Annotated in this window: 18 protein-coding genes; 4 read left to right on the top strand and 14 right to left on the bottom strand. The window is 72.0% G+C overall.

All coding sequences use genetic code 11. The features are described 5' to 3' along the window. The 6 genes from ybeY to hemW all read right to left on the bottom strand — a co-directional run bounded on the left by ybeY (position 1) and on the right by hemW (position 6,294). On the bottom strand, positions 1-480 hold the full coding sequence (ybeY, locus tag CcI49_RS08420) for an rRNA maturation RNase YbeY (protein ID WP_006538877.1): 480 nt from the start codon (positions 478-480) through the stop codon (positions 1-3). 37 nt (positions 481-517) lie between these two features. After that, the gene (locus CcI49_RS08415; RefSeq protein ID WP_054566977.1) at positions 518-1,555 is read right to left on the bottom strand and encodes a PhoH family protein; all 1,038 of its coding nucleotides are present in this window, start codon (positions 1,553-1,555) and stop codon (positions 518-520) included. A 205-nt stretch (positions 1,556-1,760) separates the two neighbouring features. Next, positions 1,761-2,585 (bottom strand): 16S rRNA (uracil(1498)-N(3))-methyltransferase, encoded by an 825-nt coding sequence (locus tag CcI49_RS08410; RefSeq protein WP_076825484.1) that lies wholly within the window; start codon positions 2,583-2,585, stop codon positions 1,761-1,763. Next, positions 2,582-3,727: a molecular chaperone DnaJ gene (dnaJ, locus tag CcI49_RS08405; protein ID WP_076825482.1), complete on the bottom strand. Its 1,146-nt coding sequence runs from the start codon at positions 3,725-3,727 to the stop codon at positions 2,582-2,584. Before dnaJ ends, CcI49_RS08410 begins: the two co-directional genes overlap by 4 nt. Continuing rightward, positions 3,727-4,746 carry a heat-inducible transcriptional repressor HrcA gene (hrcA, locus tag CcI49_RS08400; RefSeq protein WP_006538881.1) on the bottom strand — a complete coding sequence of 340 codons (1,020 nt, stop codon included), beginning with the start codon at positions 4,744-4,746 and terminating at the stop codon, positions 3,727-3,729. The genes dnaJ and hrcA overlap by 1 nt, the downstream gene beginning before the upstream one ends. 318 nt (positions 4,747-5,064) lie before the next feature. Then, entirely contained in the window at positions 5,065-6,294 is a 1,230-nt protein-coding gene (hemW, locus tag CcI49_RS08395; protein ID WP_054566975.1) for a radical SAM family heme chaperone HemW, read from the bottom strand. Between the two features lie 230 nt (positions 6,295-6,524). On the opposite strand from hemW, the gene CcI49_RS08390 reads away from it, so the two are divergent. Beyond that, a complete protein-coding gene (locus tag CcI49_RS08390) occupies positions 6,525-6,728 on the top strand; it encodes a hypothetical protein (RefSeq protein WP_054566974.1) in 204 nt (67 codons plus the stop codon). Positions 6,729-6,952: 224 nt separating this feature from the next. Here CcI49_RS08390 and lepA read toward each other — a convergent pair whose 3' ends face one another. Then, positions 6,953-8,812 (bottom strand): translation elongation factor 4, encoded by a 1,860-nt coding sequence (lepA, locus tag CcI49_RS08385; protein WP_054566973.1) that lies wholly within the window; start codon positions 8,810-8,812, stop codon positions 6,953-6,955. 378 nt (positions 8,813-9,190) lie between these two features. Between lepA and rpsT the strand changes: the two genes are divergently transcribed. Further along, a complete protein-coding gene (gene rpsT, locus CcI49_RS08380; protein WP_054566972.1) occupies positions 9,191-9,457 on the top strand; it encodes a 30S ribosomal protein S20 in 267 nt (88 codons plus the stop codon). A gap of 174 nt (positions 9,458-9,631) precedes the next feature. Here the strand turns inward: rpsT and CcI49_RS08375 are convergent, their stop codons facing one another. From CcI49_RS08375 to CcI49_RS39550, 4 genes are read right to left on the bottom strand one after another with little or no spacing between them, the layout of a single operon-like run. Further along, entirely contained in the window at positions 9,632-9,916 is a 285-nt protein-coding gene (locus tag CcI49_RS08375) for a hypothetical protein (protein WP_054566971.1), read from the bottom strand. Beyond that, positions 9,913-10,950, bottom strand: a complete 1,038-nt coding sequence (holA, locus tag CcI49_RS08370; RefSeq protein ID WP_076825595.1) for a DNA polymerase III subunit delta — start codon at positions 10,948-10,950, stop codon at positions 9,913-9,915. The genes CcI49_RS08375 and holA overlap by 4 nt, the downstream gene beginning before the upstream one ends. 39 nt (positions 10,951-10,989) lie before the next feature. Continuing rightward, positions 10,990-13,482 carry a ComEC/Rec2 family competence protein gene (locus tag CcI49_RS08365; protein WP_083749371.1) on the bottom strand — a complete coding sequence of 831 codons (2,493 nt, stop codon included), beginning with the start codon at positions 13,480-13,482 and terminating at the stop codon, positions 10,990-10,992. After that, positions 13,483-14,742: a ComEA family DNA-binding protein gene (locus CcI49_RS39550; protein ID WP_083473281.1), complete on the bottom strand. Its 1,260-nt coding sequence runs from the start codon at positions 14,740-14,742 to the stop codon at positions 13,483-13,485. A 231-nt stretch (positions 14,743-14,973) separates the two neighbouring features. Between CcI49_RS39550 and CcI49_RS08355 the strand changes: the two genes are divergently transcribed. Together CcI49_RS08355 and CcI49_RS08350 are read left to right on the top strand one after the other, a co-directional pair. Then, positions 14,974-15,540: a YceI family protein gene (locus tag CcI49_RS08355; protein ID WP_006538890.1), complete on the top strand. Its 567-nt coding sequence runs from the start codon at positions 14,974-14,976 to the stop codon at positions 15,538-15,540. Positions 15,541-15,758: 218 nt separating this feature from the next. Then, positions 15,759-15,953: a ferredoxin gene (locus CcI49_RS08350; protein ID WP_054566969.1), complete on the top strand. Its 195-nt coding sequence runs from the start codon at positions 15,759-15,761 to the stop codon at positions 15,951-15,953. 28 nt (positions 15,954-15,981) lie between these two features. On the opposite strand, the gene CcI49_RS08345 is transcribed toward CcI49_RS08350, so the two are convergent. The 3 genes from CcI49_RS08345 to CcI49_RS08335 all read right to left on the bottom strand — a co-directional run bounded on the left by CcI49_RS08345 (position 15,982) and on the right by CcI49_RS08335 (position 19,533). Further along, positions 15,982-16,827 (bottom strand): transglutaminase family protein, encoded by an 846-nt coding sequence (locus CcI49_RS08345; RefSeq protein WP_054566968.1) that lies wholly within the window; start codon positions 16,825-16,827, stop codon positions 15,982-15,984. A 154-nt stretch (positions 16,828-16,981) separates the two neighbouring features. Further along, the gene (locus CcI49_RS08340) at positions 16,982-17,926 is read right to left on the bottom strand and encodes an alpha-E domain-containing protein (protein ID WP_054566967.1); all 945 of its coding nucleotides are present in this window, start codon (positions 17,924-17,926) and stop codon (positions 16,982-16,984) included. Then, entirely contained in the window at positions 17,920-19,533 is a 1,614-nt protein-coding gene (locus tag CcI49_RS08335; RefSeq protein ID WP_076825480.1) for a circularly permuted type 2 ATP-grasp protein, read from the bottom strand. The genes CcI49_RS08340 and CcI49_RS08335 overlap by 7 nt, the downstream gene beginning before the upstream one ends. Between the last annotated feature and the right edge of the window lie 156 nt (positions 19,534-19,689).

Below are 19,689 nucleotides of genomic sequence, written 5' to 3'. Positions count from 1 at the left end.
TCAGGAGGTGCCGGCGCCGGCCGCGATGTCCCAGGAGGCCAGCAGGCTGTTCTGGAGCTTCCACATCTCCCGTTCCTCCTCCGGCTCCGCGTGGTCGTAGCCGAGCAGGTGCAGGATGCCGTGGGTGCAGAGGATGTGCAGCTCCCGCTCCATCCCGTGACCGGCCTGCCCGGCCTGCCTGCGGGCCACCTCGGGGCACAGGACGACGTCGCCGAGCAGGGTGGTCGGGTCCTCCTCCACCGACTCCGACCAGGACGGCTCGAACGCCTCGTCCTGCGGGAACGCAAGCACGTCGGTCGGCCCGTCCTCGCCCATGTAGCGGACGTGCAGGTCGGTCATCGCGTCGACCTCGACCAGCATGACCGAAAGCTCCGCGAGCGGGTTGACCTTCATGGTGTCCAGCACGAACCGGGCCAGCGCGGCCAGGGTGACCTCGTCGAAGTCCGTCACACCCGACTCGTTCGCGACGAAGACCGCCATTACCGTTCCCTTTCCGTGGCGCTCGCTTCCCGGGCGCTCACCGGCGGTCCCGGCGGGTGGCCCGGGCCGGGCGCGAGTCGGCGGCCGGCACCGGGCTCGCCGCGTCCCAGCGGGCGTAGGCGTCGACGATGTCGCTGACCAGGCGGTGGCGGACGACGTCCGTGCTCGTCAGCGTGGCGAAGTGGACGTCGCCGACCCCGTCGAGGATCTCGCGGACCACGCGAAGGCCACTGTGCGTGCCAGCCGGCAGGTCGACCTGGGTGATGTCACCGGTGACGACGATCTTCGAGCCGAACCCGAGCCGGGTGAGGAACATCTTCATCTGCTCCGGCGAGGTGTTCTGGGCCTCGTCCAGGATGATGAAGGCGTCGTTGAGGGTGCGGCCACGCATGTACGCCAGCGGTGCGACCTCGATGGTCCCGCTCTGCATGAGCCGCGGGATCGAGTCGGGGTCGATCATGTCGTGCAGCGCGTCGTAGAGCGGGCGCAGGTACGGATCGATCTTCTCGTAGAGCGTGCCCGGCAGGAAGCCGAGGCGCTCACCGGCCTCGACCGCCGGCCGGGTGAGGATGATCCGGTTGACCTTCTTCGCCTGGAGCGCCTGGACCGCCTTGGCCATCGCCAGGTAGGTCTTGCCGGTTCCCGCGGGCCCGATTCCGAACACGATCGTGTGCTGGTCGATCGCGTCCACATAACGCTTCTGGTTCAGGGTCTTCGGGCGGATCGTCCGGCCACGGTTGGACACGATGTTGAGGGTGAGAACCTCCGCGGGCCGCTCATCCGAACCGCTGCGCAACATCGCCACCGAATGGTCCACATGTTGCGGGCTGAGTTCCGTCCCGGCGTCCAGCAGCGCTATGAGCTCGGAGAACAGCTTGGCCGCGAGCTCGTTCTCGGCCGGGTCACCGGTGATGGTGATCTCGTTGCCGCGGACGTGGATGTCGGAGGAGAAGGCCTTCTCGACCGCACGCAGCAACTGGTCCTGGTGGCCGAGCAGACTCACCATGCTGTGCGGGCCGGGAACGACGATGCGCGTGATGGCCCGCGCGTCTGGGGGAGCGTCGGAATCGGGCATGTAGTACGGCCGCCTGGGCCGGAGCACCTCTCACATCGAGCGTGGATCACACGAGCATGGATCACATGGCATCGCGCAGGCACCGGGCCGCGCAAACACCAGGGCAGGCAAGCCCCCAAGCCGCAGGAGCACGGCCACAGGAGCATCGCCACGGGAGCACGATCGTGTCAGCCTGGGGCGAAGGTGGCCCGCAGACGAACCCAGTCTATCCGCCCAGGCGACCGATGTCGGCGAGTACCACCGCCGCCGCGACAACGCCCGCCGTCGACGTCCGCAGCACGGTCGGGCCGAGCCGCCCGGCGACGGCCCCGGCGGCGGTGAGCGTCGCGAGCTCTTCGTCGGACACACCACCTTCCGGGCCCACCACCAGCAGCACCTCAGGCACCTCCGGCGCATCCGGTGCCGTGCCGAGCATCCCGGGAGTCCCAGCCGTCCCAGGTGGTGCTGCCGGGGCCGGCACGGCCTGCGGAACGGACAGCCCGCGGGCGAGACCGGCCACCGGCGTCGACGCCGTCTCGTGCAGAACGACGGCGAGCGCGGCCTGCCGAGCGCGCCGCGCGAGCGCGGCGGTGGTGACCAGTCCGCCGACCTCGGGCCAGACCAGGCGGCGCGACTGCTTCGCGGCCTCCCGCGCCGTGCGGTCCCACCGGGCCCGGGACCGCTCGCCGCGCTCCCCCTCCCAGCGGACCACGCACCGCGACGCCGCCCAGGGCACGATCTCGTCGACACCGGCCTCGGTCATCATCTCGACCGCCAGCTCGCCGCGGTCGCCCTTGGCCAGCGCCTGCGCCACCACCAGCCGCGGGACCGGTACGGGCACCCTCCGACGACGCAGCACCACGCATTCGAGCTCGTCCCGGCCGACCGAGCCGACCTCGCATTCCAGCGCGGTACCGGCGCCGTCGGTCACGTCCAGGCGCTCACCCGGCCGCAGCCGGCGAACGGTGGCGGCATGCCGGCCCTCCGCGCCGGAAAGCACGAAGACGTCCGTCGACGGCAGCGGATCAAGGTGGAAGACGGGGGCGGTCAGCGGTTACGCCGCCCGCTGCGGCGCCGGGAGAACAGGCCCGAGCCACCGGAGGAACCGCCGACCGCCACGGCCGGCGACTCCTCCTCCCGCAGCTTCGCCAGCTCCCGCAGCAGGCGTTCCTGCTCGGCGTCGAGCTTCGTCGGCGTCTCGACCACGATGTGGATGTGGAGGTGGCCTCGCCCGACCGCGCGCAGGTGCGGAACACCGCGCCCGGCGAGCCGGATCACCTCACCGGGCTGGGTGCCCGGCTTCACCGTGATGGTCTCGGAGCCGTCGAGCGTCTCCAGCGTCGCCACCGTGCCCAGCGCCGCGGCTGTCATCGGCAGCCGCAGGTCGCAGTGCAGGTCGTCACCCTCGCGGGTGAACACGGCGTGCTGGCGCTCGGAGACCTCCACGTACAGGTCGCCGGGCGGATCGCCGCCGGGGCCCACCTCACCCTCGCCGGACAGGCGGATGCGCATCCCGTCCTCGACCCCGGAGGGGATCTTCACCGTCAGGGTGCGCCGCTTGCGGACCCGGCCGTCGCCCGAGCACTCCCGGCACGGGTGCTCGATGACGGTTCCGGTGCCGGAGCAGCGCGGACACGGCCGGGACGTCACCATCTGGCCGAGGAACGAGCGGGTCACCTGCTGGACCTCGCCACGGCCGTGGCAGGTCGAGCAGGTGGACGGCTGCGTGCCCTGCGCCGCACCCGCCCCGGTGCAGGTCGGGCACACCACCGCCGTGTCGACGGTGATGTCCCGGGTCGCCCCGAAGGCGGTCTCGGCGAGGTCGAGCTCGAGACGCAGGAGCGCGTCGTTGCCACGCCGGACCCGCGAGCGCGGGCCGCGGCTGGCCCCGCCCCCGAAGAACGCGTCCATGATGTCGCCGAGGCCGCCGAAACCCGCACCGAAGGGCGAGCCGGCACCGCCCCCGCCACCACCGGGCGCGAGCGGATCACCACCAAGATCGACGATCTGACGCTTCTCGGGGTCCGAGAGGACCTCGTAGGCGTTCGTCACGTTCCGGAAGCGCTGCTGCGCCTCTGGATCCGGATTCACGTCCGGATGCAGCTCGCGGGCCAGCTTGCGGTACGCCCGCTTGATCTCGTCACCGGTTGCGTCACGCCGCACACCGAGTGTCGCGTAATAATCCACTGCCATCAGTCGGCACCCAAGAGTTCACCCACGTACTTGGCGACGGCCCGGACAGCCGCCATCGTTCCCGGATAGTCCATCCGCATCGGGCCGACGACTCCCATTCCGCCCAGTGCAGCCGGGCCGAGACCGTACCCGGTGGCGACAACAGAGGTCGATCGCAGGGCGTCGACGTCCGTCTCGCGCCCGATGCGCACCGTAACAGTACCGGTCTCACGCGCCGAACCGATCAGCTTGAGGAGCACCACCTGCTCCTCCAAGGCCTCCAGGATGAAGCGCAACGAGTCGGCGAAGTCCACGGACGCCCTGGTGAGGTTGGCCGTCCCGGCCAGYGCGACGCGCTCCTCCTGGCGCTCCAGCAGGGCCTCCAGCACCACCGTGGTCAGCGTCGTCAGGTAGGGGCGCAGGTCGGGGCGGACCGTGTCCGGCAGGTCGGCCGCGGCCTCGGTGGCGTCCGCGATCCGCCGGCCGCGCAGGGACCCGTTGAGCAGGCCCCGCAGCTCCCCCACGACCCCGTCGTCGACCGGCGCGGGAATGTCCACCACCCGCTGCTCGACCCGGCCGGTGTCGGTGATCAGGACCAGCAACAGCCGGTTCGGGTTCAGCGTGACGATCTCGATGTGCCGCACGCTGCTGATCGACAGCGAGGGATACTGCACCACCGCCACCTGCCGGGTGAGCTGTGCGAGCAGCCGCACGGATCGGCGGACCACGTCGTCGAGGTCGACAGCGCCTTCCAGAAAGCTCTGGATGGCCTTGCGCTCGGCTCGTGACAACGGCTTCACACCGGACAGCCGGTCGACGAAGAGGCGGTAGCCCTTGTCCGTCGGGATCCGGCCGGCGCTGGTGTGTGGCTGCGTGATGTAGCCCTCTTCCTCCAGCGCGGACATGTCGTTACGCACCGTGGCGGGCGATACCCCCAGGGCATGACGCTCGGCCAACGTCTTGGATCCCACCGGCTCATTGCTGAGCACGAAGTCCTCGACGATTGCCCGCAGAACCTCCAGGCGCCGTTCTTCCAACACGTGACCACACCCCCTCAGCCGGTTCCCTACGCCAGGCGGGGATGGCGGTGTGCCGGCGCAGTCACCTGCCCTGGCACTCTTCCGCCACGAGTGCCAAGTGTAGCTTCCCGCCCTGGTCGGAGCAGCCATCGTGACCAGACCCGCGTTCGGCGACCGTCACAGGCTGGTCAGGCGACCGTCACAGCTCCGTCAGGTGACCGCCACCGCCCAGCCGGGTAGCCGCGCCGCCACCCGGCCGGGCTGGCACCGCCACCCAGCCGGGCTGGCACCGCCACCCGGCCGGGTAGCCGCCCCGCCCGGCCGGGTGAGGGCCACCGCTCAGTCGGGCAGCAGCGCACGCACCACGGTGTCGGCCAGCAGGCGACCGCGGCGGGTCAGCGCCACTCTCCCGGCCGCGAGCTCCCGGTCGAGGATGAGGCCGTCCGCCGCCAGTTCGTCGGCCGCCGCCCGCCCCCGATCGCACAGCGCGACCGTCTCGAGCCCCTCGACGAGCCGCACCCCCAGCATGACCCGTTCGACCCGCTGCGCGGCGGCGTCGAGCACCTCACGGGCGGCGGCCGGGCTGCGGCCCGCGCCGACCCTCGTCGCGTACTCGGTGGGGTGGCGGACGTTCCACCACCGGACCCCACCGACATGGCTGTGCGCGCCCGGCCCCAGGCCCCACCAGTCGTCGCCCCGCCAGTAGCCCAGGTTGTGCCGGCACCAGGAGGCCCGGTCGCGGGACCAGTTGCTGATCTCGTAGTTGCTCAGCCCGGCGGCCGCGAACGCCTCGTCCGCCTGTAGGTAGCGATCCGCCAGCAGGTCGTCATCCGGCTCCAGGAGCTCGCCGCGGCGGACCCGCCGGGACAGCTTCGTGCCCTCCTCCACCGTCAGCGAGTAGGCGCTGACATGGTTCGGAGCGAGCTCGATGACCGTCTCCAGGCTGGCCGCCCAGTCTGCCTCCGACTCGCCCGGTGCGCCGTAGATCAGGTCGAGGCTGAGCTGCTCGAAGCCGGCCTGGCGGGCCCAGCCCACGACCTCGGCGACCCGGCCGGGAGTGTGCTGACGGTCCAGCGCGGCCAGCACGTGCGGGCGGGCACTCTGCATGCCGAAGGAGATCCGGGTGAATCCGCTGGCCCGCAGATGCTCGAGTGCCTCCAGGTCGACGGACTCCGGGTTGGCCTCGGTCGTCACCTCCGCGTCGCCCGCGAGGCCGAAGGTGTCGTCCAGGATCCGCAGCACCTTCGCCAGGTCGGAGGCGGGCAGCAGTGTCGGGGTGCCACCGCCGACGAAGACCGTCGCCACCGGCAGCTCCCGCTCGCCGAGAACCGAACGCGCGAGGCGGGCCTCGGTGGCGATGGAGTCGACGAAGGACGCGGCCCCACCCTGGCCGCCCGCGCCGAGCTCGGCCGGGGTGTAGGTGTTGAAGTCGCAGTAGCCGCAGCGTGCCGCGCAGTACGGGACGTGAACGTAGACGCCGAACGGCCGGGAACCGACCGTGGCGAGCGCGGCGTCGGGGAGTGCGCCGTCGACGGGCGCCGGCGCCCCTTCGAGAGGCTTGGATGGCATGACCCCAGTGTGCTCCCAACGCGCGCACAGACCGCAACGCTCTGTTTTGTCAACAGGCCCCACCACAGTGATTCGATCATCACCTGGCGACATCAGGACCAGTATCGGACAAGGAGGCTCACGGGCCGCCCGAATGCGCCATCCGAGGCACCGTCGGCGCCCACTCGGGGCCGGAATCACATGTTTGCGATCTGTTGACAGTGGCAGGGCCAAACGGTGGGCAACCGGTCATGGCTCAGTCGAGTTGGCTGCGAAATGATCCGACCATGCAGGAGGAGCTCACCAGTGGAATCGTGACCATCGAGGAACTGCTACCACCACGAACCACGGAGTACCGGTCAGGATCCGTCCTGGCGCTCGGCTTCGCGGAGGCGGAGCCGGCCACCGAGCCGATCCGCGTACCCCGGATCGGCCCATCCGCGGACACCGTCTGACCGCGGACACCGTCTGCTCCGCCGGCCCGACCCGCCGGCCCGACCCGCCGGCCCGACCCGCTGACGCGCCGGGCGGCACCGCGACCGGAGCCGCCGATGTCCGGCACCTGATGCCGGACATCGGAGCCCCGGCGGCGGCACCTCACGATGCCCGCCGTGCCAGCCACGCCCGGCGGCCGGCCGGGCCGCGCCCAGGCCAGGCCAGGCCAGGCACCCGCGCCCCGTCAGCGCGCTGGCTTCGACCCCGACGAGCTCGGGCTCTCCGTCGTCGACAGGGCGGCGATGAAGGCCTCCTGCGGGACCTCCACCCGACCGATGGTCTTCATCCGCTTCTTGCCCTCCTTCTGCTTCTCCAGCAGCTTGCGCTTGCGGCTGATGTCACCGCCGTAGCACTTGGCGAGCACGTCCTTGCGGATGGCGCGAATGTTCTCGCGGGCGATGATCCGACTGCCGATCGCGGCCTGGATCGGCACCTCGAACTGCTGGCGCGGAATCAGCTCACGGAGTTTCGAGGTCATCGCGACCCCGTACGCGTAGGCCTTCTCCCGATGCACGATCGCCGAGAACGCGTCGACGGCCTCCCCCTGGAGCAGAATGTCCACCTTGACCAGATCGGACGTCTGCTCGCCCGCGGGCTCGTAGTCGAGGCTCGCGTAGCCGCGGGTGCGCGACTTCAGCGCGTCGAAGAAGTCGAAGATGATCTCACCGAGGGGCAGCGTGTACTTCAGCTCCACCCGGTCCGTGGAGATGTAGTCCATGCCCTGGAGCACACCGCGGCGGCCCTGGCACAGCTCCATCACCGCGCCCACGAAGTCGGTCGGCAGCAGCAGCATCGCCTCGACCACCGGCTCGTGCACTTCCGCGATCTTGCCCCCGGGCCAGTCGCTGGGGTTGGTCACGGTGACCTCGGAGGCGTCCTCCATGACCACCCGGTAGACCACGTTCGGCGCCGTCGAGATGAGCGTGAGGTCGAACTCGCGCTCGAGCCGCTCACGGACGATCTCCAGGTGCAGCAGACCGAGGAACCCGCAGCGGAAGCCGAACCCGAGCGCCGCCGAGGTCTCCGGCTCGAAGGTCAGTGCCGCGTCGTTGAGCTGCAGCTTGTCCAGCGCCTCGCGCAGGGCCGGGTACTCGCTGCCATCCAGCGGATACAGGCCCGAGTAGACCATCGGACGCGGATCGCGGTACCCGCCGAGCATCTCCGTCGCCGGCCGGCGCGCCGAGGTCATGGTGTCGCCGACGCGGGCCTGGCGGACGTCCTTCACCCCGGGGATGACGTAGCCCACCTCGCCCGCCGACAGCGAGCCGGTCGGCCGCGGCTCCGGGGAGATGACACCGACCTCGAGCGTCTCGTGGCTGGCGCCGGTGGACATCATCAGGCAACGGTCACGGGTCGACAGCGTCCCGTCCACGACCCGGACATAGGTGATGACACCGCGGTAGATGTCGTACACGCTGTCGAAGATCATCGCGCGGGTCGGGCCGTCCGGGTCGCCGCTCGGCGCCGGAATGCGGCGGACGATCTCGTTGAGCAGCTCCGGGACGCCCTGCCCGGTCTTGCCGGAGACCTTCAGCACGTCACCCGGATCGCACCCGATGATCGTCGCGATCTCCTCGGCGTACTTCTCGGGCTGCGCGGCCGGAAGGTCGATCTTGTTGAGCACCGGGATGATCGTGAGATCGTTCTCGATCGCCAGGTAGAGGTTCGCCAGCGTCTGGGCCTCGATGCCCTGCGCGGCGTCGACCAGGAGGACCGCGCCCTCGCAGGCGGCCAGCGAGCGGCTCACCTCATAGGAGAAGTCCACATGGCCGGGCGTGTCGATGAGGTTCAGGACGTAGTCCGCACCGTCATCCGCCCGCCACGGCAGCCGGACGTTCTGCGCCTTGATCGTGATGCCACGCTCGCGCTCGATGTCCATCCGGTCGAGGTACTGAGCGCGCATGTTGCGGGCCTCGACCACGCCGGTCACGCCCAGCATCCGGTCGGCGAGCGTGGACTTGCCGTGGTCGATGTGGGCGATGATGCAGAAGTTGCGGATCGACGCCGGGTCGACGCCGGCTGCCTCGTGCGGTGCTTCGGACACGCGGGCTGGTCTCGTTTCGCTGCTCGTCGGTCTGTCTCGCGTGCTTCATCGTGCCAGGCCTCCATCGTGCCAGGCACAGGCCGGCGCGCCGGGCACAGGCGCCCGCCCTCGCGGCCGCGCCCTGCAGCCGGCACGCCCTGCAGCCGGCACGCCCTGCAGCCGGCACCGCCGGCTGGTTTGATAATGTCGGTAGCGCTTCGCTGTGGGCCCTGGTTGGGGCAGCCTGCGGGTTCTGGAGTCGACCAGTTCATCTGGCTCCAGGGTCCTGAGGCAGCCCGAGTCGGTGGGACTCCAGTGAGATCTCGGGGTGGCTGAGATCTTCTGCACGGCGGGCCTCCCCACGTACCATCCCGACTCGAAACCCAGAGGTTCTCCCGCGTGGCCAACATCAAGTCGCAGATCAAGCGCAACCTCACCAACGAGAAGCGACGGCTGCGCAACAAGGCCGTGAAGTCCGAGCTGAAGACCCACGTCCGCCGCTTCCGCGACGCCGTCGAGGCCGGGGACGCGGAGCGCGCCGACGCCGCCTTCCGTCTCGCCGCCAAGAAGCTGGACAAGGCCGCCAGCAAGGGTGTCATCCACCCGAACCAGGCCGCTAACCGCAAGTCGGCGATGGCGAAGGCGAACGCGGGCGTCAGCGCCTGACGTCCTGTCGGGTCGGGGCCGGGCTTCCCAGCGGGAAGATCCCGGCCCTTGTCATGCTCGGGGCGATGTCATGCCTGGGGCGACCGCGTGCGGCGACCGCCCTCGCTCGGGAGTCCGCTCGGGGTTCTCCGTGCGGACCCACGCATTCTCTCGGTGCGGGCCCAGCGGGCCCCCTCAGCCGTCGCGGTCCAGGGCGCGTTCGAGCACCTCGGCGTAGGCGACCAGTGCCGCAACCGCCAGTGGGAGCACCAACAGAACCCAGGCGCTGGCCAGGTCACCCATCGCGATGACCAGCGTCACCAGCACGGTGACGGTCACGACCAACACGCGCATCCAACCCGCCGGCAGCACCCGTAGGCCGAACATGCCACCGGGTGGCACCTGCTCGTGCCCGTCACCGGATGCCGCGGTCCCCCCGGGCCCGTTGGAGTCACGGTGCTGCCCTGCTGACGCGTTCATCGTGCTCGTCCTCCCCGGCCGGCGAACTCCGCCCGGCCACGCTCCTCGGTGCCGACCGACCGGCCCCGGGCTCGTGCGACCTCCTGGAGCAGGTGTTCCAGCGCGTACCCCGCATCCACTGCCGCGCCCTTCACGCCCGCGTCGGCCACCGCGACCGCCCGGATCGCCCGGGCCAGCCCGGCGTCCGACCAGCCACGGGCGGATCGCTGGGCCCGTTCGACCTTCCAGTCCGGCATCCCGAGAGCCTTGGCGATGTCCCACTTGGATCCGCCGCCGGCAGCCGCCACCCGGGCCAGATCGCGCAGGCCACCCGCGATGGCACTCGTGATCAGCACCGGGGCGGTACCGCCTTCGAGAGCCTGGCGCAACAGGGTGAGCCCACCCGCGAGATCGCCACCGATGATCGCGTCCGCCACCGCGAAGCCGCTGGTCTCGGCACGCCCACGGTGGTAGCGACCCACCGCGGCCTCGTCGATCACACCATCGGTGTCCGCCACGAGCTGGTCGCACACGGCCGCGATCTCCCGCAGGTCGCCGCCCACGGCGTCGAGCAGCGCCTGGATCGCGCCGTCGGTCGTCCGGCCACCGAGCCGGCGGATCTCGGCCACCGCGAAGTCATGCCGATCACGCGGCCGGGTGATCTTGGCAGCTGGGATGACCTTGGCGCCGGCCTTCTTCATCGCGTCGACGAGCTTGCGGTTCTTCACCGCGCCGCTGTGCACCACGACCAGCGTCACGTCGTCGAGCGGGCGCCCGACGTACGCGAGCAACGCATCCCGCAGATCCTCCGACAGCTCGGCGGCACCACGGACGACCAGAACCCGCCCACCGCCGAACATCGAGGTGGCACCGAGATCGATCATGTCGGCATCGGTGAGCTCGCCCGGTGCGCGATCGACGATCTCGACCTCGGGATCGCGGGCCCGAGCGGCGGCGAGGACCTCCCGCACGGCACGCGCGACGAGGAGCTCCTCGTCACCGCTCACGACGACCAGCGGCGGCGGGGCAGCGGGCTGTGGCACGCGGATCAGCATGTCACGCCGGACGGCCGCCCTCACGCCACCCCGCCGCCCTCACATCCGACCGGGCCGACGCGCCACCAGCGCCACCCGGCCGGACGGCTGCCGGACGACCGCCACCGCGCCGTGCAGGTCGGTCCGGCCGACGGTGATCCCGGCCGCGCGCAGGCTCGCCAGCGTCGCGGCCGCCGGATGCCCGTACGTGTTCCCGGCCCCGACACTGATCAGGGCGGCCCGCGCGCCCGTCCCGGTCAGGAACTCCGGGATCTGATCAGCGGAGCCGTGGTGGGCGACCTTGAGCACGTCCACCGTCACCGCGCCGGCCCGTGCGACCTGGCGCTGCTCCGGCGGTTCCGCGTCCCCGCTCAGCAGCATGGTCACGCCACCGACCTCCGCGAGCAGCACAAGACTGGCGTTGTTCGGATCACTGGCCGTGCCACGCAGAACCCGCTGCGGGCCGATGACCTGCCAGCGGACATCCCCGACCGTGCCGGACGCACCAGCCGAGCCCGAGAGCACCGAGCGGACCCTGACCCCTGCCGCCCGGGCACCGCGCTCGACCTCGGCCCACTGCTCCGTCGGCTCGGGCAGCGGGCTCACGATCATCTCACCCACCGGCAACCGGCCCAGCACCCCGCTCAGACCCGCCGCATGGTCGGCGTGCAGGTGACTGAGCACCAGAAGCGGCACCCGCCGGACCCCGAGATCGGCCAGGCAGGCGGCCATCAGCTCGGGGTCGGGCCCGACATCGACCACGACCGCCGAGCCGGCTCCGGCCCGTAGCACCAGCCCGTCGCCCTGGCCCACGTCGCAGGCCACCAGCCGCCAGCCCGCCGGTGGCCAGCCCGCCAGCCTCGGCACCAGGAACAGGCGTGCCACCAGCAGGCTCGCGAGCGCCACGGCGAGCAACCGGCGGGTCGGCGGACGCCGGGCCAGGGCGAGGGCCAGCACGACCCCGGCGAGCGCAGCCGCCGCGCCGAGCGGCCCGGACGGCCAGCCGATCGCCGCCCCCGGAAGGTCGGCCGCCCGGCCGGCGACCAGCACAAGCCACCGGCACGGCAGGCCCGCCAGCCGGGCGAACAGCTCGGCCGCGGACGGGTGCAGCGTGGCCACGGCCATGGTGAGCAGGCCGAGCAGGGTGGCTGGCGCGACCGCGGGCGCCGCGATCACGTTCGCCGGGATGGCGACGAGGCTGATGCCACCGCCGAGCCACGCCAGCACCGGAGTGCACGCCAGCTGGGCCGCCGCCGCGACGGCCACCGCCTGCGCGATCCGGGTGGCACCGGCGAGGAGTCGGCGCGACGGCTGCGGCCGGCGCGCCGCAAGCCGCCGCTCGAGCCCGTCACACCAGCCCGGCCCCCAGACGACCATCCCGGCGGTGGCGAGCACCGACAGCGCGAAGCCGGCGGAGAGAGCGAAGGTCGGGTCCAGCACGATGACAGCCAGCACCGCCGTCGCCAGTGCGGCCATAACGGCACGTGGCCGCCCGGCCGCCAGCGCCGCGAGGCCCACCAGCCCCATCGCCGCCGCTCGGACCACGCTCGCGGACGGCCGGGCCAGGATCACGAAGCCGACAAGCGCCGCCGCGGCGGCGAACGCCCTGCTCCGCGAGCCGAGCCGGGTACGGGCGAGGACGACGAGGACGGCACCGGTGGCGATGGCGGCGTTCGCTCCCGAGACAGCGGTGAGGTGACTCAGCCCGGCGACGCGGAAGTCGTCCTTCAGCTCTGGATCGAGCTTCGAGGTGTCACCGACGACCATGGCTGGGAGCAGCCCACCCGCAGGCTGGGCGACCACACTCGCCGCCGTGCGCAGGCGCGCGCGCAACCACCCGGCCGCCCGCTGTGCCATGGGCGGCCGCCCCTGCGGGTGCGGCGGCGCCCGGGCGAACAGGACCGCGGCGATCGTCTCGCCCGGCCCTGGTGGGGCGAGCGTGGCCCGAACCGCCAGCCGCTGCCCCGGCAGGTAGGGCACTAGGTAGCCCGCCCGCCCGACCAGCAGCACAGGAACCGCGGCACGTACCCGGCGCTCAGGGCCGGTGACCGCCTCAAGACGGGCTCGCACCGTGGCCGTTGACGCGGCACCGCCCGGACCTCCCGCGGCGGTGCCGGTGGCCCCGGCCGGCGGCCGCGAGACCTTCGGATCGTCGGTGAGGACCACGACGGCCTCCACTGTCCGCTCGGTGCGGACCAGCGCGGCGAGCGGCCCGACCGCCCTCGCCCGCCCGGCCGTGCCTCCGATCAGCAGCCCCGCCGCGAGGAAGGCGACGGCGACGCAGCCGGCAAGCCGCCACCCGGGCCCGGCAGCCGCGCCGGCCGGCCCGCCGCCCCGCTGCCAGGCCCCGGCGAGCACCGCGAGCGCGCAGCCGGCCAGAACGACGGCAACGCCTCCCAGGAGCTCCCGGCTGGGCACCCAGTAACCGCCCAGCGCCGCGCCGGCCCAGACCGCGCCGGCCGGCACAGCCAGGCGCAGGTCGAGGCGATCTCGAGGCGCGTCCTTCGCGTCGGCCGGAAGACCGACGCCGACCTCCATGACGACGGAGACCATTCAGACCGTCACCAGCGGCAGCAGATCCGCGAGCCGCCGATCCCCGACCCCGGTGACCTCGCCCAGCTGGTCGGCTGACGTGAAGGGCCCGTTCGCGGCGCGCCAGTCGACGATCCGCTGGGCCAGGACCGGGCCCACGCCTGGCAGCTCGTCGAGCTGGCTCGCCGTCGCGGCGTTGAGATCGAGCGGCGCCTGACCGCCACCCGCCGCCGAACCTGCCCCACCCGCCGCACCGGCGGCGGCCTGCCCGCCCCCGGAGGGTGGTGGCGCCGGCCCCGCGCGGCCGTCGACCAGGATCTGCTCGCCGTCGGTCAGGACACGGGCCAGCGCGAGCCCGGTCGTGTCGGTGCCCGGCAGCGCTCCGCCGGCCAGGGTCAGCGCGTCGACGACCCGGGATCCGGCCGGCAGCCGCACCACTCCGGGCCGGGCGACCCGGCCGGCGACGTCGACGACGATCTCCTGCCCGGCGTCGGATTCCGTGCCCGCCGGACGCCCGGACGAAGAGGTGGGCACGGCCGGCGCCGACGCCCCCGAAACCGAGGAGCCCGCGGCCGGCCGCGCGGTCGTCGTGGCCTCCTGCGCCACGAGAGCCGACTGGCCCGGCCCCTTCGAGGCGAGCTCCACCGGCCGGCCGCGCCAGGCCAGCCAGCCGGCGGTCGCCGCGGCCGCGACGGCGACCACGACCAGCACGAGGGCCGCCCGCGCGCTCGGCGCGAGGATCGCACCGCGCAGCGCGGGCGGCAGGCGGTCGGACAGCTGGCGGTGCCTCCCGCGCCGGTCGTGGCCCTCCAGGCCGCGGCGACCACCAGCACCACCAGCGTGACCGGCATCGTCAGGATCCCCCGGAGCTTCGGGACCGTCACGATCATCAAGATCCTCAGGATGAGCCCGACGCCGGTTCTCGACCGACCGGCTGCCCGCCCACTCGTCGGACCAGCCGTCGACGTCGAGGTCCGACCAGTCATCCGACCAGCCGTCGGACCTGTTGTCGGAGCCGTTGTCGGACCCCCTGTCGGAGCCGCTGCCGGACCAGCCGGCGTCCAGCTCGCCGGTGGAGCCGGTGCCCCGGCCCGGATGCCGAGTTGACGGCGGGAACGCCGGCCAGGACCGCCCCAGCGGTTCGGTCACGGCGTCGTCGACGTGGACGGCGGCGGCCTGGCTGGCGTGATCGGCGTGGTGGGTGCCGCCGCCGGCGTGGTGGGTGCCACCGCCGGCAGTGTCACCCCTGCAGCTTCCCTGACGCGATGAGTGCCTGTGCATGCACGCAACGTAGGAACAATCCGGGCACCCCTGGCGCCTGGGCGCCTAACTGTGGACATCCGTTTCTCATCCACAGATGCGGAATGGACCCGCGAACACTTTGGTTGACGGCTCAAGTAACGTACCGAACGAAGCCGGGCCCGCCAGCAGGCTCGGCGGCACGGCGAGCGACACCGACACCGACAGCGACAGCGACATCAACACGCGACGACCACCACGAGGAGATCCGCGATGACCGCTCCAGCCAGCACCCCCCTGACCGACCTGACCGGCACCTGGACCCTCGACCCCGCGCACACCCGGATCGGCTTCGCCGCCCGCCACGCGATGGTGACCACCGTGCGCGGCCAGTTCACCGGCGTGCAGGGAACCCTCGAGCTCGACGGCGCCAACCCGACCGCGTCGACGGCGAACGTGACCATCGAGACCGCCACGTTCGACAGCGGCACCCCTGACCGCGACGGGCACGTCAAGTCGGCCGACCTGCTCGACGTCGAGCAGTTCCCGACGATCACCTTCGTCAGCACCGGCGCGAAGACCGGCTCCGACGAGGACAGCTACGTGCTGACCGGAGACCTCACCATCCGCGGCGTCACCCGGCCCGTCGAGCTCGCGATCACGTTCGAGGGCAGCTCGAAGGACCCGTTCGGCAACATCCGGGCCGGCTTCACCGGCGCGACGAGCATCAGCCGCAAGGACTTCGGCATCACGTTCAACGCCGTGCTGGAGACCGGCGGCGTGCTGATCAGCGACAAGATCAAGATCGAGCTGGACGTCTCCGCGATCAAGTCGGTCTGACGTCTGGGCCGCGGCCACAGCCCACGGACCGTGGGCCGCGAGTGCCACGCCGCAGATCACAGAGCGCGGGCAGCGGCCTGGAGCACGGCGCGAGGCGCGCACCTCGCGCCGTGCTCCAGGCCGTGTCGTCGACATGTTGCCGAGAGCACGGACGCGGGCCGCCGCGCTGTGGGACCATCGCTCCCGATCGAGGCCGCGACCAGCCCCGGAGCGAACGGATGAAGGTCCACGTCGACTTCGACCGCTGTGCGAGCAGCGGCACCTGCGTCCAGCTGGTACCCGATGTTTTCGAGCTCGGAGACGACGGCTACCTCTATCTCCGTGACGAGGAGCCCGACGAGGACCTCCGAGACGATCTTGATGAGGCCGCCGAGGCCTGCCCGACCGACGCGATCAGCATCCTCGAGGCCTGATCGGGCGGCTGGGCGTCGCGCCCGGGGTTCAGCCCAGGCGGGTCACCGCGACCGTCACGCCGAGGGACGTCGACTCACCGCCCGAGTACACGCCCTGCAGGGGCGGCACGTCGTGGTAGTCACGCCCGCGCGCGACGACGACATGCTGTTCGCCGGCCGGCACCCCGTTGGTCGGGTCGAAGGCCCACCACTGGCCGAGCCAGCCCTCGACCCAGGCATGGCTCTGCCCGCTGAGGGTCTCCCCCACCTCGGCGTCCGCCGACGGATGCTGGTAGCCCGACACGTATCGCGCCGGCAGGCCCGCGGCCCGCATCAGCACCAGGGCCAGGTGGGCGAAGTCCTGGCAGACCCCGACCCCCTGCTCCCAGGCCTCGACGGCGGACGTGCGCACCTCCGTCGTCCCGGGCTGGTAGGTCAGTTTCTCCCGCACCCAGTCACCGACGGCGGGCAGGAAGTCCGCGGGGCTGTGGACGGCGGCGAGCTCGCGGGCCGCCGCGACCAGTTCGGGGTGCTCCGGGGTCGAGGCAGTGGGCCGGACGAACTCGACGAACCTGTCCGCGACGGTGTCGTCGGCGAGATCCCGCCAGCTCGGGACGTCCACCGGGGGCTGCGGCGCGGGCGCCGTCTGCACCACCGAACGCCCGGTGACGACGAGCTCGGTGTGCGGGGTGTGCAGGTCGAAGGCGGTGACCTGGGTCCCCCAGTAGTCCCAGTACCGGTAGGTGGACGAGGCCGGCTCGGTCCGTACCGTGGCTTCCAGCGTCAGCTGGCGGTCCCCGGTCTGGGGGATGATCCGCGCCTCGTTGTACGAGGAGATCACCGGGCTCGCATACCGGTAGCCCGTCGAGTGCTCGATCCGGATCTGCCAGCTCATCGTCGTGTGTCTCCTCGTCCCCTCAGCTCCGTAACACTCAGCTCCGTAACCCCCAGCCCCGTACAGCCCAGACCCGTACGGCCCGGCGCCGCGGCCCACCGGATCCGTGATCGCACAGCGCGGACCCCACAGCCCGGTACGCCGGTCGGCCCGGTCAGGCCGGTACCTCGCTGGCCCAGGTGTGCGGACTCTCCCGGGCGAAGTAGCGGGCCGTCACCGCCGCGCTCACCGCCGAACAGGTCCGCTGCAGCGCCGCGAGCAGGTCGGGCATCTCCGCGACGAGCTCGTCGATACCGCGGAACTCCAGCTCCGTCCGGGCCCGCCCGACGCTACGGCGCGCGGCGTCGTCCACGGTCGCGCGCACCACCCCACGACCGGTGTCCAGCTCGCCCAGGATCTGTTCGGCGAGCGCCAGCGACCAGTAGATGGACCGTGGGAAGAGCCGGTCCAGCAGCAGGAACTCCGAGACCCGGGCCGCGTCCACGGCACGTCGGTAGGTCCGCAGGTAGGCCTCGTGCGCACCGCAGGAACGCAGCAGGCTGATCCAGCTCTGCGAGTTGGGGTCCTCACTGATGCTGGACGACAGCAGCCGGGCGGTCATGTCGACCCGCTCGATGCTCCGGCCGAGCACGAGGAAGCGCCATCCGTCGTCGCGGGCCAGGGTGGCGTCGACCAGGCCGGCGAGCATGGCCGTGCGATCCCGCACGTAGCGGAAGTAGACGTTCGGCCCCATCCGGCGGGCGAGCTCCTCGGTGTGCGGCAGCTCGTTCCAGGTGGCGTTCAGGCATTCCCAGACCTCGCTGGAGACCACGACACGGGCACCGCGCGCGTTCTCCCGCGCCGCCGACAGCGATCCTCGGATGCTCGACGAGTTCGTGGCGTCGTAGGCGAGCACCTCGGTGACATACCGTGAGTCCGCGGGTTCGGTGCGGTCGACGACACCCATGACCGCGAGCAGCTGGGCGCCGGCGGACGTCTCGTCGAGCCACGGGTCCTCCAGCACCCGGTGGACGTGCACGTCCAGGATGCGCGAGGTGCACTCGGCCCGTTCGGCGTAGCGGCCGATCCAGAACAGCGACTCGGCGATGCGGCTCAGCACGCCTGCGCCTCCTCCCCCATCGCGCTCGACCGGGCCTGGTTCTGCTGCTCGGACTGCTGTTGCTGCTGCTCGTCGGACGAGTGCGGGCCGAGGTCGGGCCCGGGCGCCACCGACGGGGACGGCCCGGTTCGCCGGACCGGCGGCGCGGTCTCCCGGCCGAGCCGTTCCGGGGCGAGCACCCAGGTGTCCTTGGAGCCCCCGCCCTGGCTGGAGTTCACGACCAGGCTGCCGCGGGGCAGCGCGACCCGGGTCAGGCCGCCGGGCAGCACCCAGATCCGGTTCCCGTCGTTGACCGCGAACGGGCGCAGGTCGACGTGCCGCGGGCCGAGCCGGTCGCCGGCGAGCGTCGGCGAGGTGGAGAGCTTCACGACCGRCTGGGCGATCCAGCCGCGCGGGTCGCCCAGCACCCGGGCCCGCAGCTCGGCGAGCTCCGCCTCGGTCGCCTGCGGCCCGATGACGATTCCCTTGCCGCCGGAGCCGTCCACCGGCTTGACCACCAGCGTGTCGAGGTTGTCCAGGACGTGCGCCCGCTGGTCGGACTCCTCCAGCCGGAAGGTGTCGATGTTGCGAAGAACCGGCTCCTCACCCAGGTAGTAGCGGATGAGGTCCGGGACGTAGGTGTACATCAGCTTGTCGTCGGCGACGCCGTTGCCGACCGCGTTGGCGATCGTCACGTTGCCGGCCCTGGCCACGTTCAGCAGGCCGGCGCACCCGACCATCGACTCCGGGCGGAAGTGCAGCGGATCGAGCCAGTCGTCGTCGACCCGCCGGTAGATCACGTGCACGGGCTGGTCACCCTCGGTGGTGCGCATCGTGACCCGGTTGTTGCGCACTGACAGGTCCCGGCCCTCGACCAGCTCGACACCCATCTGCCGGGCCAGCAGCGCGTGCTCGAAGTAGGCAGCGTTGTAGACCCCCGGGGTGAGCACGACCACGGTCGGGTCGGCGACCTCGGGCGGAGCCGCCGCACGCAGGGCGTGCAGCAGATGGGTGGCGTAGTCGGCCACCGGACGCACCCGGTGCGTCGCGAACAGCTCCGGGAAGACCCGGGTCATCGCCCGCCGGTTCTCGATGACATAGCTCACTCCGGACGGGACGCGGACGTTGTCCTCGAGGACCCGGAAGTCCCCGTTCTCGTCGCGGACAAGGTCGATGCCGCTGACGTGGGCACGGACACCGTTCGGCGGGTCGACGCCGTGCGCCGCGCGGTGGAAGTGCGAGCTCGACAGCACGAGCCGGCGGGGCACGATGCCGTCCGCGAGCACCTCGGCGGGCCCGTAGACGTCCGCGAGGAACGCCTCCAGGGCACGCACCCGCTGCACGACACCGCGTTCGATGACGTCCCACTCGTCCCCGGAGAGCAGCCGGGGGACCAGATCCAGGGGGAACGGACGTTCCTCCCCGAAGAGGTTGAAGGTGATGCCGGCGTCCCGGAAGGCCCGGTCCAACGCCACCTTGCGGGCAGCAAGGTCGGCGCTGCTCAGCGGCTGGAGCGCGTCGTGCAGGGCGGAGTACACATCCCGGGGGCGGTGGGTCGGGTCGAAGACCTCGTCCCACGCAGCCGCCGCAACGACCTCCGCCGCATACCCCTCGAACAGGTCGGCCACGGGCTGCAGCGTAGGGGTTCCGTGTTACCTCCGCATGTCGGCATCGTCGCTGGTCAGACGATCTTCAGCACACGACGCTCCGGTGTCGGTCCGCCGCCTGCCCGCCAGCTGACCGCGGGCCGCGTGCCGGCTGCGTGCCGGCTGCCGAGCGCCCGT

The organism is Frankia sp. CcI49 (genome assembly GCF_001983215.1).
In the GTDB taxonomy this organism is placed as follows: Bacteria; Actinomycetota; Actinomycetes; order Frankiales; family Frankiaceae; genus Parafrankia; species Parafrankia irregularis.
Note: the sequence above shows the minus strand (reverse complement) of the source record. Positions and strands in the feature narration are given on the sequence as shown.